The following is a 17,663-nucleotide window of genomic DNA, read 5'->3' as shown; positions in this document are numbered from 1 at the left end:
GGAAATCCATGCTGAGAGTTCTGCACCGGGCGACGTCCGCCCTGGTTATGGCGACTGCGATCGGCCTTGCGCCCGCCGTCGCCTTTGCGCTGGCCGAGCCGACCTCGACGCCGCAGGCGCCGATTGCGGCCTATAAACCGAGAAGCAATGAGATCCTGTGGGACGGCTACGGCGTCCCGCACATCTACGGCGTCGACGCGCCCTCAGCCTTCTACGGCTACGGCTGGGCCCAGGCGCGCAGCCACGGCGACAATATCCTGCGCCTGTATGGAGAAGCGCGGGGCAAGGGGGCCGAATACTGGGGCCCGGATTACGAACAGACGACCGTCTGGCTGCTGACCAACGGCGTGCCGGAGCGCGCCCAGCAGTGGTATGCGCAGCAGTCGCCTGATTTCCGGGCCAACCTCGACGCCTTCGCGGCGGGCATCAACGCCTATGCGCAGCAGAACCCCGACGACATCTCGTCCGAGGTGCGGCAGGTGCTGCCGGTCTCCGGCGCCGACGTGGTGGCCCACGCCCATCGCCTGATGAACTTCCTCTATGTCGCGTCGCCCGGCCGCACCCTGGGCGAGGGCGACCCGCCGGACCTGGCCGATCAGGGGTCCAACTCCTGGGCTGTGGCGCCGGGCAAGACGGCGAACGGGAACGCCCTGCTGCTGCAGAACCCGCACCTGTCCTGGACGACGGACTACTTCACCTACTACGAGGCGCATCTCGTCACGCCGGACTTCGAAATCTATGGTGCGACCCAGATCGGCCTGCCGGTCATCCGCTTCGCCTTCAATCAGCGGATGGGCATCACCAATACCGTCAACGGCATGGTGGGGGCCATCAACTATCGGCTGACGCTTCAGGACGGCGGCTATCTGTATGACGGTCAGGTGCGGCCGTTCGAGCGGCGTCAGGCCTCGTATCGCCTGCGTCAGGCGGACGGGTCGACGGTCGACAAGCCGTTGGAGATCCGCTCCAGCGTCCATGGTCCGGTCTTCGAGCGCGCGGACGGCACGGCCGTCGCCGTTCGGGTCGCCGGCCTGGATCGGCCGGGCATGCTCGAGCAGTATTTCGACATGATCACGGCCGACAGCTTCGACGACTACGAAGCCGCTATGGCGCGGATGCAGGTGCCGACCTTCAACATCGTCTACGCCGACCGCGAAGGGACCATCAACTACAGCTTCAACGGCGTGGCGCCCAAACGGGCCGAGGGCGACATCGCCTTCTGGCAGGGGCTCGTGCCGGGCGATTCCTCGCGTTACCTGTGGACCGAGACCCACCCGCTGGACGATCTGCCGCGCGTCACCAATCCGCCGGGCGGCTTTGTGCAGAACTCCAATGATCCGCCGTGGACGCCGACCTGGCCCGTCACCTACACGCCCAAGGACTTCCCCTCCTATCTGGCGCCACAGACGCCGCACTCCCTGCGCGCTCAGCAAAGCGTGCGTCTGATGTCCGAGAACGACGACCTGACGCTGGAGCGCTTCATGGCGCTGCAGTTGAGCCATCGCGCCGTCATGGCCGACCGCACCTTGCCGGACCTGATCCCGGCCGCCCTGATCGACCCCGATCCCGAGGTCCAGGCGGCGGCGCGCCTGCTGGCGGCGTGGGATCGCGAGTTCACCAGCGACAGCCGCGCCGCCCTGCTGTTCGAGGAATGGGCGCGTCTGTTCGCCGGCCAGAATTTCGCAGGCCAGGCCGGCTTCGCCACGCCCTGGTCGCTGGATAAGCCGGTCAGCACGCCCTACGGCGTCCGCGACCCCAAGGCCGCCGTCGATCAACTGCGGACCGCCATCGCCAACACCAAGCGCAAATACGGCGCGATCGACCGGCCGTTCGGCGACGCCTCGCGCATGATCCTGAACGACGTGAATGTTCCGGGCGCCGCCGGCTACGGCAACCTGGGTTCCTTCCGGGTCTTCACCTGGTCCGATCCTGACGAAAACGGGGTTCGCACGCCCGTCCACGGCGAGACGTGGGTGGCGATGATCGAGTTCTCCACGCCGGTGCGGGCCTATGGCCTGATGAGCTACGGCAACTCTCGCCAGCCGGGCACGACGCACTACAGCGATCAGATCGAACGCGTGTCGCGCGCCGACTTCCGCGAACTGTTGCTGCGGCGAGAGCAGGTCGAGGCCGCCGTCCAGGAACGCACGCCCTTCAACTTCAAGCCATGAAAGGCCTGACCATGACACGACGGATTGGGTATTCGGCGGGCGCGGCGTCGCTGGCGCTGATGGTCGCCGCCTCTGGAGCGGCGGCGGGCGAGCCGGCCTTCACCTCGGTTCAGGTCGAGGGCTTTTCGGTTCCGGGCGCGCTGTCGAACGCCTGGGCCGACTTCGACAACGACGGCGACCTGGACCTGGCCGTCTCCTGGAAGAGCGGCGAAGTTCGCCTCTATCGCAACGACGGCGGCGCTTTCGTCAACATCGGCCCGGAGATGGGCCTGCCGACCTCGGGCATCGAGATTCGCGGGCTGAGCTGGGGCGACTTCGACGGCGACGGGTTCGTCGACCTGATGGGCGGATCGAACGTCATGGGCGATCGCGCGGCCAATCGCTCCTTCGTCTGGCGCAACGACGGCGGTCTGCGTTTTGTGGAGCAGGCCGAGACGCTGGGCCTTGTCGTGCCGGGGCGGATGAGCCGCCAGGCCAACTGGATCGACTACGACAACGACGGCGCGCTGGACTTCTATGCGGCGGACCGTGCAGGGCCGAACCAGCTCTTCCGCAATCAGGACGGCCGTTTCGTTCCGGTGATGGGGGAGGGCGGCGTTAACGACGTTCGCGCCACCGTCGGGGCCTGTTGGCTGGACTATGACCGCGACGGCGACCTGGACCTGTTCCTGGCCAACCAGTCCGGCTCCACCGACGCCTTGTGGCGCAATGACGGCGGCAGCTTCGTCGATGTGGCGCCGGCCCTGGGCATGGATCAGGCCGGGCGGGATCGCAGCACGGGCGGCGTCGGTTGCGCGGTCGGCGACTATGACAACGACGGGAACCTCGACCTCTTCGTCGCCGTCTATGGCGCGGACCTGCTGTACCGCAATAACGGCGACGGGACGTTTTCCGAAGTCGCGGCTCAGGCCGGGCTGGACCACGGCGGCCACGCCGTGGCGGCGGCCTGGGGCGACTACGACAATGACGGCTGGCTGGACCTCTTCGTCACCCATTATGAAGGCGAGCCTGGCAAGCAGATTCCCGTCAATCTGCTCTACCGCAATCTCGGCGACGGCCGGTTTGAACAGGTCCTGACCCGCGAGAGCCTGTTGAACGCCGGCGATCACGGCGTCGAATGGATCGACTACGACAACGACGGCGCATTGGACCTTTCGCTGACCGACGGATACGGCGACGAGGGCGGCCACTTCCTTTTCCATAACGATCTGGCTGAGCCGGCGCGCTCACGCAGCCTCAGCGTTCTGGTCCTGGACGAGGGCGGAAAGCGTATTCCGCCAGGCGCGGAAGTGCGGCTGTTTGACCGGGAGGGCCAAATTCTCGGAACCCGGCAGGTCTCGACGGGGGGCGGCTATAACGCCCAAAGCGCCGGTCCCGTGCATTTCGGCCTGGCCAGGATGCAGCCGGTTCGGGTCGAGGTCAGCTATATGGGCGGCAAGCGGGTCGTGATCGAAGATGTCGATCCTCAAGCCTTCACCGGCCGGCGATTGGCCGTGACGCCGGCGGGCCTGCTGAAGCAGCCATAGGCCTGCCGTCGCGATCACGAAGCGGCTGATAAGCGCCCCCCTTCGCCGTCGCCGAGATCGGCCCTCGGCCTTGGTCGCACGCGCGTCATCGCGTTTGCGGAAGGTCTCGCCTATATAGCGACCCTTCCGTGTCGTGCGGATCGGCCACGTTCCTGACGGGAGTTTCGAGGACGTCGTCGTTTCGCGTGCGCTCCGTGTGCGCCAGTGTTTTGATCTTTCTAGATAAATGACGATAAAACAACCGCATAGGCTATCTGTCGCGCACATGATGGACGGTGTTGATTGTGCAGCACAATCAGTAAGTTCTTGGTCTACGTGTGCAAAATTTGCACACGTTGGTCTACTTTTCGTTCCCGCGCGATCAGGCGCGATTGGGCTCTTCAACGGTGTCCGTTCTTCGAGCTAGGCCCTTTTGCGCGCTGTCACGTGCGAGGGGCTGAGAAATCAGCCTGGCGACATGATCTTTATGGCCCGGCGCGTCAAACGAGTGGCTTTTGTGCTTGCTAGCGCCAAGCTGGCGGCCTCGCTCGCAGCGAGATTGAGATGTGTTCGAATCGTTCCGGACGCGTCTGCACCGAAGCCCGCCGTGGCGCGCCAAACTGCGCTACTGATGCAAGCCGAAAACTCAAGCGATTGTGTGTGGAAGCCCTGCGGTGAAGGGGCGGGATGCCAGATATACATTCAGTAATTACTAAGTACGTTATGTATATTTGAGTAGTTCTTATATAGAGCGAATATTTTTGTTTTATTTCTGATCGTAAAATTTTGTAACACTCCCTGCTGTTTTGCGCAGCGGTGTGAATGATTACCTTGAAATTGAAATTTCTTACCGCTTGACGAGAAGATTTGTCTAATGTACCGGCGCTTTGTAAGTCCGCGTTCGGATGACGCCGTCAGGCGGAGTTGGGCGCGCTCGCGAAATTCGAAGAACAGCGTGTCGATGGTCGTCCTTACAGGGCGGTCATCGAATGTGGGGCAAGGCGCCTCGTAAAGGGCAAACCGCCGGCGACGGCGGGACGCAAAGCCTCCGGCCTCCCTCGCGGAGGTAGCGGGGCCGCCGGTGGGGAAGCATGGATTGACGCGAGTTTCATTACGCGCGGCTGCCGCGAAAGCACGGGCCGTGGCCTGCGTCGGCAGCCTCGGGACGCGGGCCAAGGGCCAGCGGTTCAATATAGCAAAATCACCGATAACGCGGAGCTCCTCATACGAGCCTGCCGCCAAGGTTGGAGCATGAACATGGTCGGATTCCGGGCGCGCGCGCTGAGCAATCGTAGCGCGGCGGTGCTGCTGTGCGGCGTGTCGGCGGCGGCTCTACTTGGCCTGCCTTCACAGGCTTCGGCGGGGGTCGATCGATACTGGGACGCGAACGCCACGGCGGTCGGCAGCGGCGGTTCTGGCGTCTGGAACACCACGTCGGGCTTCTGGAGCCAGAGCAATGACGGGGTCAGCGGACCTTATTCCTCTTGGAACAATCCGGCGCTCGACAACGCCATCTTCGGCGGCGCGACGTCCGGCACGGTGACGCTGGGCGCGCCGATCACGGTCGGCGGTATGACATTCGAAACGGGCGGCTATGTCCTGAATGGCGGGACATTGACCCTGGCAGGCGCCGACCCGACGATTTCGATCATCGGAAGCTCCGTCGGTGCCACCATCAACTCGATCGTCGCCGGAACGGACGGCCTTACGAAGGACAAGGCCGGGGCGCTCACGCTTAATGGCGTCAATACCTTTACCGGCACGATCAACCTGCTGGCCGGCACGCTGAACGTCAATGGTGATGCTGCCTTAGGCGCAGCGGCAAACCGCGTGGTGGCATCGGGCGGCACAGTGATTACGGCGGCAGGCGCGCTTGACGCGAACCGCGTCATTGAGCTGGCCAGCGGCATGACCAGCATCGGCGGCGCCGGCGTGGGCTCTGCCCGGTTCACCGGCGCCGGCGGGCTGCGGGTTGTTCAAGGCGTCGTGCTGAACAACGACGCGAGCGACTTCACCGGCCAGATCAATTTCTCGGTGAACGGGGCTGCTTCCTTCACCTCGGTTGGAGATGTCGGCGAGGCCAGTTCACTGGGAGCCGGCGATAAGATCCGTTTCACCGCCACCAACCAGTATCAGGACTGGCTCTACTACATAGGCAGCGGCGACAGCTCCAACCGGGATTGGGAGTTTGCCACGAGCGGCGGCACGTCGGGGGCCGTCTTTGTCAATGACGGCACAGGCACGTTGACGCTGAGCGGGGCAATCGCCGCCATTGGAGCGGTGAGCACGGGCATGTCCTTCGTCGCCCAGAAGGCGGACCTGGAACTGCTGGGAGAGATCAGTAGCCTAGGCGACCGCAACATCAACTTCCGGGGCGGCGGGGTCGAGCGTACGATCACCCTGGGCGACGCTAACGTTTATGCCGGAGGCACCGTTATCGGCGCAAGCGGCGCGGTCACGCTGCGCGCGGGGCTTCTGGCGGACGCCGGGGTTGTCAGTTCGTTCGGAACGGGTACGGCGGGCGGCGTCAGCATCTATTCCGACAGCGTCCTGAGCTACATCGGGACGGGCGCGACCAGCAACCGCGCTTGGACGATCGGCCCGGCCCTGGCCGCAGGCGGCATGGGCGGCAAGATTTCGAATGACGGCACGGGGGCGCTCGACCTCAGCGGCGCCGTAGACTTCGCTTCTGGGCGCGTCGGCGGGCTGCGGCTGGGCGGCGATTATGCGGGCGTCAACACCCTGTCCGGCGTCATCTCGGGCAATGGGGCGCTGGTCAGCAGCGGTGCGGGGACTTGGGAGCTGTCGGGCGCCAACACGCGCACGGGCGCGATTGTGGTGGACGGCGGGACGCTCCGCGCCGGCAGCGCCTCGGCGTTCGGCACGACCACGGACGTCACCGTCAATGACGGCACGCTCGACCTGAACGGCTTCGACCTGGCGACGACGACGCTCGCAGGCACGGGCGGGGTCGTCGAGCTCGGCAATGCGACCCTGTCCCTGGGCAGCACCGCCAGCACGACCTTCGCCGGCAGGATCGCAGGCAGCGGCGGGCTGACGAAGGCAGGAGCGGGGATACTGACCCTCACCGGAGCCAACACCTACAGCGGCGACACGACCCTCAACGGCGGCGGGCTGACGCTGGACTTCTCCGCAGCGGGGGCGCCGACGGACAACATCCTTTCGGCCGGTACGACCCTGAACCTGGCCGGCAGTTCGGTGCGGATCGTGGGGGGAGCCGGCGCCGCCAACAGTCAGGCCTTTGACGGCCTGAACGTTTCCGCCGGCAACAACCGGGTCGTGGCGGCCCCTGGTGTCGGCGGCGACGTGTTCGTGAACTTCGGCGCCATCAACCGGACCGGCGGCCTGATTGACTTCACCATACCGTCCGGCGCCGTCTTCACCACCGCCAGCGCGGCCCTGGGCGGCTGGGCGACGGTGAACCAATCGGACTACGCCAAGGTCGTCGGCGGGATCATCACCGCCTTCGAGGAAACGGACTATAACGACAAGGACGACGCCGCCGCCTGGCTGGACGGCGACATCATTTCGGATGTGGCCGGATTCCACGGCACGGTCGGCTCCAGCACGCAGCTCGGCGGCCTGCGCTATACGCAAGCCGTCGCCACGACGGTCAGGATCGCGGGAGGGCAGACGCTGGGCACCGACGGAACGATCATCGTCGCGCCCAGCGTCCTGAACAACAATCAGCTCATCACCGGCGGCGCATTGACGGGCAGCATCGGCGGCGGCGTGCTGGGCCTTCAGCAAAACAGCGGCGGCAACTTCACCATCGCCTCGACCATCACCGACAATGGCGGGGCGATCGGCTTCACCAAGGGCGGGAACGGGCGCGCGACCCTGACCGGCGCCAACACCTATACCGGCGCGACGACGCTGAGCGGCGGCGTCCTGGCGATCAATAGCCTCGCCAATGGCGGTCAGGCGAGCAGCCTGGGCATGGCGAGCGCGGACGCCGCCAATCTGGTGCTGGAAGGCGGCACGCTGAGCTACACCGGAACGGGCGATACGACCGACCGGGGCTTCACTCTGGTCAACGGAGGGGCGACGCGCACGATCGAGGTCGTCAACGGCGGGGCCAACCTGGTCTTCGGAGGTCTGGTCACCAGCCCTGACGATTCCGGGTTCATCAAGGCGGGCGCCGGCACTTTGACGCTTGCAAACAGCGCCAATGACTATGTCGGTGCAACCACGGTGAACGGCGGCGTGCTGGCGGTGACGACGCTCACGAACGGCGGTGAGGCCAGCAGCATCGGCATGGCGGGCAGCGATTCCGCCAATCTCGTGCTGGCGGGCGGGACGCTGGACTATCTCGGCGCGACGACGAGCGGCGATCGTGGCTTCACCCTTAACGCTGGCGGAGGCGGCATCGGCGTCAATAGCGCCAGCACGACGCTGACCCTGAGCGGAGCGGCGGTCGGCGGCGGTCGCCTGAGCAAGGAGGGCGACGGCACGCTGCTGTTGACCGGGGCCAACAGCTATAGCGGCGGCACCCAAGTCAAAGGCGGAACCTTGAGAGCCGGTTCGGCTCAGGCTTTCGGCAGTCCGTCGAGCTTCATGACCGTCGACGCCGGCGCCCGGTTGGAGTTGGGCGGCTACGACATAACCATTGGCGGCCTGTTGGGCGGGGGACTGGTCGATCTTGGCGGCCATACGCTGACTTCGAGCGGCCTTTCGGCCAACGGCTTTACCGGCAAGATCACGGGTGCAGGCGGCTTCACGCGCACCGGCAGCTGGACTCAGACCCTGAGCGGCTGCGCCAATGACTATACCGGCAGGACCACGATCGCCGGCAGCGGCACGCTCAGCATCAATTGTCTCGCCAATGGCGGCGTGGCGAGCGGTATTGGCGCGTCCGGCAGCAGTTCGGCCAACCTGGTCTTCAACAGCGGCATGCTCGCCTATACTGGGGCCAGCGTCACCACGGATCGTGGGTTCACGCTTCAGGGAGCCGGCGGCATCAACGTCGTTGACGCCGTCACGACCCTGGACTTCACGGGCCAAGTCGTCGGCGCCGGAGCGCTAACGAAGTCGGGCGCAGGCACGCTGGTCCTGTCGGGCGCCAATACTTACGCGGGCGGGACCACTGTTTACGATGGCGTCCTGCGGGTCAATTCGGCCAGTGCTTTTGGCAATTCCGGCGCCCTGACGCTGTCAAATCTGGCGGGGGTCCTGGTGGACCTCAATGGTTTCAACACCACCATCGGGCATCTGGCGGGGGGCGGTGCGCTCGGCGGGGATGTGGCGTTGGGCGGAGCCACGCTCTCGCTTACGACCGGCGGTTCCGGAACCGGGACCTACGGCGGCGCCATTAGCGGCGCCGGCGCGCTGATCAAGGGAGGTTCCTACACGCAGGTGCTGAACGGCTGCAACAGCACCTATACCGGCGGCACGACCATCAACGGCGGCGTACTCGTCGTGTCCTGCCTTGAGGACGGCGGCGTCGCCAGTTCGATAGGGATTTCCGGCTCGGCGGCCAGCAATCTCGTCATCAATGGCGGTACGCTGCGCTATGTCGGCGCCGGCGGCGACGCCAACCGTCAGTTCACGCTCGGCGCATCCGGGGGGAACGCGCTCGACGCCTCGGGCTCTGGCGCGATCAACTTCACCTACAATGGGGCTGTGACATTCGCCGCGCCCGACACCGCGCAGACCCTGACGCTGACGGGCGTCAACACCGGCGACAACACGCTGGCCGCGCAGCTGACCAACAACGGCGCGGGCGTGACCTCGCTCAACAAGACCGGCGCCGGGACCTGGATTCTGAGCAACGCGGGCAGCACCTACACCGGCGCCACCACCATCAGCGGCGGGGTGCTAGGCGTGGACAAGCTCGCTGACGGCGGGCTGGCGTCCAGCCTCGGCGCTTCTTCGTCAGCGGCTTCGAACCTCGTCATCGGCAATGGATCGACCCTGCGCTACACCGGCGCCGGCGACATCACCAACCGGCTGTTCACGCTGTCGGCGGGTGTGACCTTCCTTGAATCCGCGGGCTCGGGCGCCATCGTCTTTACAGACACGGGGCCTGTCACGCTGGCGGGCAATAATCAGGCGCGCACCATCGCGCTCGGTGGCTCGAACACGGGCGACAACACCCTGGCCGGCTCGATCGGCGACGCCGGAACCGGCAGGACGAGCCTGGCCAAGAACGACGCCGGCACATGGGTGCTGACCGGGACCAACACCTATAGCGGCAATACCGTGATCAACGCGGGCCTGCTGAAGATCGGCAATGGCGGAACAGCAGGTTCGATCCTCGGGGATAGCTTCATTTCGGGCGCTGGCGGCTTGGGCTTCAATCGCTCCGACGCCTACAGCTACAATGGGCTGATCTCGGGTTCGGGCGCAGTGAGGCAGATCGGCTCCGGCGTCACCACCCTGACCGCGAACAACAGCTATACCGGATCGACCTTCGTCGATGGCGGCGCCTTGATCATCAATGGCGACCAGTCGGCGGCTACGGGGCTGACGACAGTGGCCTCGGGCGCGACCCTGGGGGGCAGGGGGATTATCGGCGGCGACGTGAGCGTCGGCAGCGGAACCCTGGCGCCGGGTGAAGTCGGCGCGGCCGGCGCCTTGACGATCAATGGGAATCTTCTGCTCGGCGCGAACTCTACCCTGGCCATGCAGTTCGGTCAGGCGGGAACGGCGGGCGGAGGGCTGAACGACCTGATTGTCGTCAACGGCAATGTGACCCTGGACGGCGTGTTGAACGTGGCCGAGACGGTTGGCGGCGCCTTTGGTCCCGGCGTCTATCGCATCATCGACTACACCGGCTCCCTGATCGACAACGGCCTCAACCTCGGCGCCCTGCCCAGCGGCACGGGCGTCATTCAGACGGCGGTCGCCGGTCAGGTCAACCTGTTGGCGGGCGGGTTGGATTTCAGCTTCTGGGACGGCGACGCGGGACCCAAGTTCGACGGCGTCGTCAGCGGCGGCTCGGGTCTGTGGCAGAACAACGCCGGCAACAATAACTGGACCGAAGCCACGGGCAATCTGAACGCCGCCTTCGATGACGACGCCTTCGCCATCTTCGCCGGTGCGGCTGGAATCGTCATTATCGACAACGGCCTGGGCCAGGTGACGGCCAAGGGCATGCAGTTTGCGACCGATGGCTATATCATGGCGGGCGGTCCGCTGGTGCTGACTGATCCGCAGTCCATCATTCGTGTGGGCGATGGTACGTGGGCCGGGGCCGGTTTCACCGCGACGATCCATTCCGCCATCGCCGGCGTCGGACAGTTGGTGAAAACCGATGCCGGTACGCTGATCCTGAATGGGCTGAACACCTATGCGGGAGGCACGTCGCTCAATGCCGGTACGGTGCAGATCGCCCACGGCGACGCCCTGGGCACGGGCGCGGTCCGGTTTGACGGCGGTACGCTGAATACAACGGCGAACCTGGCTCTGAGCAATGACGTCCTTCTGGATGGCGGCGGCGATTGGCGGATCAACGCCAACACGACCATGACGCAACTCGGCACGGTCAGCGGCGCGGGCGCCTTGTACAAGAGCGGCGCCGGTACGCTGACGCTGCTCGGCGATGCGATCCATACCGGCGGCGCCACGATCGCCGAGGGCACGCTGCAGATCGGCGATGGCGGCACGCTTGGCAGCCTGAACGGCCATGTGCTGAACAACAGCGCGCTGGTGTTCAACCGTTCGAATGTGCTGGTCTATGCCGACAATATTTCCGGCAGCGGCAGCCTGTCGCAGATCGGCGCCGGTACGCTGAACCTGACCGGCAACCACAACTATATGGGCGCGAGCTCGGTTCAGAATGGCGCAATTCTGCTGACCAACGGGGGGCAGATCACCGGGACATCGGGCTTGAACATTGACCGCGGCGGCCTGTTTGCGGTCGACGGCGCGGGCTCGCGTCTGCAAACGGCGGCGACGGGCGTTTCTCAGATCGGCAGTTCCGCGAACCAGAACGGCAATCTGGTTGTCCAGAATGGCGGTACGACGTCCTTCGCCGATCTGCGGATGGCCACGGGGCTGAACAGCGCCGGTAGCTTGATCGTCACGGGTGCAGGATCGCACGTGGACGTGAACGGCCATGCCGGCCTTGGCGTGATGGGCAATGCGACGGTCAACGTTCTGGACAGGGCTAAGCTGACCACGCGGAGCAGTATGCTGGTCGGCGGGCAGTTGTCGTCGCAAAGCAGCGGTTTCGTTACGGTGTCGGGCGCGGGCTCGGAATGGGAAGTGGTCCAAAATCTCGGCCTGCGTCGTGGTTCGCTGACGGTTTCCAATGGCGGCCGTGTCACGGCCGATACGGCGGCCGTCGGCTATTATGCCGGTATCGGCCCCAGCCGTCCCGATGCCGATCTGTTGGTCGAAGGGGCGGGCTCACGCCTTGATGTGGCGGGCGCACTGCTCATCACCAACACCAACTCGCCGGCCTCGCGCGGGGCGATCACCATCGCGGATGGCGGGGTTGTCAGGGCCGGTTCGCTCGCCATGGGCCCGGGGGATGCGGCCCTGAATATCGGCGGCGCCGAAGGCGCTGCAGCGCGCGCCGCCGGTACGTTGGATGTCGGCGTCGTCACCATGGCGTCGGCGGGCAACCGCATCAACTTCAACCACGTCGATGCCGACTACCGCTTCTCGTCAGCGATCTCCGGCCTGGGCGGCCTCATCCACAATGGTTCCGGCGTGACGGTGCTGACCGGCATGAACAGCTATGCCGGCGCGACGATGGTCAACGCCGGGAGCCTGTTCATCAACGGCGACCAATCGGCCGCGACCGGACTGACCAGCGTCAACATCGGCGCTACACTGGGCGGTGTTGGCGTCATCGGCGGCGATGTCGTCGTCGCCGACGGCGGCGCGCTCAACCCTGGCGGCGCCGGAACTTCGCCCGGCACGCTGAGCATCGCCGGCGACCTCAGTCTCTCGAACGGCTCGGCGCTCAACTTCAGCTTTGGTCAGGCCAATGTGCCGGGCGGTCCGCTGAACGATCTGATCAATGTCGGCGGCGATCTGACGCTCGCCGGCACGCTCAATGTCGACGCCGCTGGGAGCGGGACTCTGGATCCGGGCGTCTATCGTGTCTTCAACTACAAGGGCGCGCTGACGGACAACGGCTTGCTGGCCAACCTTCCTTCGGCGGACTTCTATGTCCAGACATCGGTGGCGAACCAGGTGAACCTGGTCAACACCTCGGGACTGGCCTTGCGTTTCTGGGACGGCGCGGCTGGATCCAAGAACGACGGCGTGATCGACGGCGGAGGCGGCGTTTGGCAGGCCTTCGGCGCATCGCCCGACAATGGCGAGGACAATTGGACCGAGGACGGCACGACCAACGCTCCGTTCCAGAACGCCGCCTTTGCTGTTTTCGCGGGAACGGCGGGCAAGGTCACGGTCGACGACAGCAAGGGCGCCGTCAACGTTTCCGGGATGCAGTTCGTCACGGACGGCTACGTCGTCACGGGCGACGTCATCAACCTGGCAGGCGCCTCCGGCGCCGTGATCCGTGTCGGCGACGGTACGACCGACGGAGCGGGCGCCACGGCCCGGCTCGAAGCCGAACTGGCGGGCGCTTCGGGCCTGATCAAGTCCGATCTGGGCAGGCTGATCCTGACCGCCGTCAACACCTATGCTGGCGGCACGACGATCACGGGCGGCGTTCTTCAGATTTCCGACGACGTCAACCTGGGGACCGCCTCAGGCGAGCTTCGCTTCAATGGCGGCACGCTGAACACCACCGCCGACATGGTGTCGGACCGGTTGGTCGATCTGATCGACGCGGGGACCTTCGACACCGACGCCGCGACGAGCCTGACGTTGAACGGCGTGATTTCGGGCCTCGGCGGCTTCACCAAGAAGGGGGCGGGCGACCTGATCCTGACGGGCGCCAATACCTATGACGGAGCCGTTGAGGTTGAAGCCGGAAGCCTGTTCGTTCGAGGCGACCAGTCGCTGGCGACGGGATCAATCCGTGTCGGAGCCGGCGCCTTGCTGGGCGGGGACGGGGTCATCGGCGGCGATGTCCTGATCGCCAACGGCGCCACCCTGTCGGCCGGTATGGACGGGGCGGGCACGCTGGCTATCGGCGGCGACCTGGAGTTGACGGCCGGGTCGATCCTGGACTTCCAGTTCGGCCAGGCCAATGTCGCGGGCGGGTCGTTGAACGATCTCGTCAACGTCGGCGGCGACCTGACGCTGGACGGCGTGCTCAACGTTTCGACGACGGCGGGCGGGGTCTTCGGCCCTGGCGTCTATCGCGTGTTCAACTACGGCGGGATTCTGACGGACAACGGCCTTGCGCTGGGCGCAAGCCCAGGCGGGAGCCTCTCGGTGCAAACATCGGTCGGCGGTCAGGTGAACTTGGTCAACACCGGCGGTCTGACGCTCAACTTCTGGGACGGCGCGGCCGGACCCAAGAACGACAACGCCATCAACGGCGGCGACGGCGTCTGGCGGATCGACGGCGGCTCCAACAACTGGACCGACGCCGGCGGAACGGTCAATACGGATTATGCCCAGGACAGCTTCGTCATCTTTTCGTCGGCGCCGGGCGTGGTGACGGTCGACAACAGCGGGGGCGATGTTCAAACCTCGGGAATGCAGTTCGCCAGCGACGGCTACGTCCTTGCAGGCGACGTCCTGACCCTGACCGGATCGCAGGCGGCGATCCAGGTCGGCGACAGCAGCGCGGCGGGGGCCGGCTACACCGCGACCATTGATGCGGAACTCGCCGGCGGCGCCATGTTGATGAAGAACGACATGGGCGTGCTGATCCTGAACGGGAACAACACCTACATTGGCGGCACGACGATCACGGGCGGCGTTGTGCGGGTTTCCAACGACGCCAACCTCGGCGCCGCCTCTGGCGGGCTGAGCTTCAGCGGCGGTGTGCTGGACGTCACGGCCGACATGACGTCGGGCCGCGCGTTCGACTTCGTGGGTTCGGGTTCGATCCAGAACGCCGCGAACACCACCCTGACGCTGACCGGCGCCCTTTCGGGACCGGGGCGTCTGGTTAAGGACGGTGCGGGAACACTGGTGCTGGCGGGGACCGGAGGAACCGGTGGGGTCACTGTCGATTCGGGCGTCGTTCTGGTGAACGGCGACTATTCTGCGATGGGTGGTCTCAGCCACGTGGCCTCGGGCGCGACCTTGGGCGGCAAGGGTGTGATCGGCGGCGACGTTTCCATCGCTGACGGAGGTGTCCTGTCGCCGGGAGCAGGCGCGCCGGGAGCCTTGACCATCGGTGGCGACCTGTATCTGAGCGGTGGAAGCCGGTTGGCGTTCGACCTCGGCGAGGCGAACGTCGCGGGCGGCGCCCTGAACGACCAGGTCGTCGTCGGCGGCGACCTGACGCTGGACGGCGTGTTGGACGTGACGGTCCCGACGGGCGGCGCCTTCGACATCGGGGTCTATCGCCTGTTCGATTACGGCGGCGTCTTGACGAACAACGGCCCGACGCTGGGAAGCCTTCCGGGCGGCGATGCTTCGGTTCAGACGTCGGTCCTCGGTCAGGTCAACCTGATCAATAGCGCCGGGCAGGCTCTCAACTTCTGGGACGGCGCAGCGGGATCTGAGAACGACGGCGTGGTCAATGGCGGCGACGGCATCTGGCAGGCTGGGACCGGCAATAGCTATTGGACCGATCAGAACGGGGTGGTGAACGCGCCCTACGCCGACAGCGCCTTCGCCATCTTCAGCGGGGTCGGCGGGACCGTCACGATCGACGGCGGTCTGGGCGACGTGACGGCGACGGGGATGCAGTTCGCCGTCGACGGCTATGTGATCACGGGCGACGCCCTGACCCTGAGCCAGACCCAGTCGACGATCCGCGTCGGCGACGGGACCACGACGGGCGCTGAGTTCACAGCCACGATCAAGGCCGTGGTCCAGGGCGCGGCGCAATTGGTGAAGACGGACGGGGGCAGGCTGATCCTCGACGGCGCCAACACCTATGCGGGCGGCACCTTGATCAGCGGCGGCACCGTTCAGATCGCCAGCGACGTCAACCTGGGCGAGGCGGCCGGCGCTGTGACGCTGGACGGCGGCGCCCTGGCGACCAGCGCCGACATGACCAGTCGCCGCGACATCGTACTGGCCGGGGCGGGAACGATCTCGACCGCCGCGGACACGACCTTCACCTTCGACGGCCTGTTCTCGGGTGCGAACATCCTGACAAAGACGGGTGAGGGCGTTCTGGAGGTCACAGGCGACAGCCGCGGCTTCACGGGCGGCGTCCGGGTGATGCAAGGCATCCTGGGCTTGCAGGGAACCATGGGTGGAGGCGTCAACGTCGCAGCCGGCGCACGACTGGAAGGCGGCGGCCGGATGGCGAGTCTCGGCAACGCTGGCGTGGTCGCGCCGGGACGTGAGGGAGTGTTCGGCGCACTGACCGTGACGGGCGGGTACGAGGGCTTGGGCGGGCTTCTGGAAATCGAAACCGCGTTGGGCGGCGACGCTTCGCCCACCGACCGTTTAGTGATCGGCGGGAACGCTGTCGGAACGACTGAAGTGGTGGTGATCAACCGCGACGGTCTGGGGGGCCAGACCGTCGAAGGCGTCAAGATCATCGAGGTGGGAGGGACCTCCACGGGAGCCTTCACCCTGCGCGGCGATTATAAGTTCGACGGATCGGCGGCGGTGATCGCCGGCGCCTATGGCTATCGTCTGCATCAGGGCGGCGTCTCGACGCCGAACGATGGCGACTGGTATCTGCGGTCGTCGCTTTTGAATCCGGTGAATCCGGTCGAACCTGAAGGGCCGCTCTACCAGCCTGGCGTGCCGATCTACGAGGCCTATGGAGCCAACCTGCAGGCGATCAACAGCCTGCCTACCTTTCAACAGCGTGTCGGCGGCCGCACCTGGGCGCAGGGTGCTGATTCTGCAAGCGGCGGCGGATGGAGCCGTGTCGAAGGTGTTCGAACCCGCGGCAACGCCGCCGTATCGACTAGCCAGTCTGAGCAGGACATCAACAGCTGGAAGGTTCAGATGGGTTTTGACAAGGTGGTCGCCCAGGCCGCCTGGGGCGGCCGGTTGATTGCCGGCGTCACGGCGCACTACGCCGAAGCCAACAGCCAGATCCGCTCCCTGTTCGGCAGCGGCGTCCTGGAAACGAACGGCCATGGCGTGGGCGCAACTCTCTCGTGGCAAGGACAGACAGGTCTCTACCTCGACAGCCAGGCTCAGGTCAGCTGGTATCAGAGCGACCTCGAATCGACTGTTCTGGGCCGATTGGTCACAGGCAATGGCGGTCAAGGCGAAGCCTTCAGCGTCGAAGGGGGCCGGCGCCTGCCGATCACCGACAAGGTCAGCATCACGCCGCAGGCGCAGTTGATCTATTCCAAAGTCAGGTTCGACGGCTTCGCGGATGCAGCCGACGCCGAGGTGTCGCTGGACCGCGGCGAAAGTCTGAAGACTCGTCTGGGCCTGTCCATTGATCAGCACGAGGCCTGGGAAAGCGGTCGTGGCCATGTCTATGCGGTAGCCAACATCTCCTATGAGTGGATGGACCCGTCTCGCGTCGACGTCTCGGGCACGCTGATCGAGCATGCCGACGAGCGGCTTTGGGGCGAGGTGGGCATCGGCTTCAGCGCCACCTGGAGGCCCGGCGTAACCTTCTTCGGTGAAACGGCGGTCACCAGCGCGCTTGAAGATGGAGATAGCCGCTCGTTCCGGGCCAATGCAGGGGTCAGAATCGCCTTCTGACCCGGAGGGTCGATTGGTCCTGAGTGTGGCATTTCTAGAAGCCGTCTAATGTCCGCTTTTGAAGCTGTGGGCGGCTCACCGCGGATCGCGGATGTTGAGTAAGTTGATGCGAGCATGATCGCTTGGTGAGGGGCCTCGTCGCGATCAATCCGCCTCTCGGCTTCGGTGGCCCACCGGCGCGCGTCATCGCGTTTGAGGAAGGTCTCGCTTATATAGCGACCCTTCCGTCTCACCTGGACCCGCCACGTTCCTGACGGGAGTTTCGAGTACGTCGCCATTTCGTGTGCGC

The 17,663-nt window shown here is 65.7% G+C and carries 3 protein-coding genes and 1 riboswitch; all 3 genes read left to right on the top strand.

Annotated features, from left to right (window positions below; translation table 11 throughout):
- The first annotated feature begins 8 nt into the window (after positions 1 to 8).
- Positions 9 to 2,171 (top strand): acylase, encoded by a 2,163-nt coding sequence (locus V8J38_RS14665; protein WP_338576690.1) that lies wholly within the window; start codon positions 9 to 11, stop codon positions 2,169 to 2,171.
- 11 nt (positions 2,172 to 2,182) lie between these two features.
- Entirely contained in the window at positions 2,183 to 3,697 is a 1,515-nt protein-coding gene (locus tag V8J38_RS14660) for a CRTAC1 family protein (RefSeq protein WP_338576689.1), read from the top strand.
- 983 nt (positions 3,698 to 4,680) lie between these two features.
- Positions 4,681 to 4,759, top strand: a riboswitch (cyclic di-GMP riboswitch).
- A 168-nt stretch (positions 4,760 to 4,927) separates the two neighbouring features.
- The gene (locus V8J38_RS14655; protein WP_338576687.1) at positions 4,928 to 17,374 is read left to right on the top strand and encodes an autotransporter-associated beta strand repeat-containing protein; all 12,447 of its coding nucleotides are present in this window, start codon (positions 4,928 to 4,930) and stop codon (positions 17,372 to 17,374) included.
- Positions 17,375 to 17,663: the final 289 nt, after the last annotated feature.

Origin of the sequence: Brevundimonas olei (assembly GCF_037055245.1) — a bacterium.
GTDB classification, from domain to species: domain Bacteria; phylum Pseudomonadota; class Alphaproteobacteria; order Caulobacterales; family Caulobacteraceae; genus Brevundimonas; species Brevundimonas olei.
This window is presented reverse-complemented; position numbering and strand designations above follow the sequence as displayed.

Bases quoted from the DNA above. Each gene is read 5' to 3' on its own strand.
- V8J38_RS14655 (WP_338576687.1), top strand. From the start codon at position 4,928: ATGAACATGGTCGGATTCCGGGCGCGCGCGCTGAGCAATCGTAGCGCG.
- V8J38_RS14665 (WP_338576690.1), top strand. From the start codon at position 9: ATGCTGAGAGTTCTGCACCGGGCGACGTCCGCCCTGGTTATGGCGACT.
- V8J38_RS14660 (WP_338576689.1), top strand. From the start codon at position 2,183: ATGACACGACGGATTGGGTATTCGGCGGGCGCGGCGTCGCTGGCGCTG.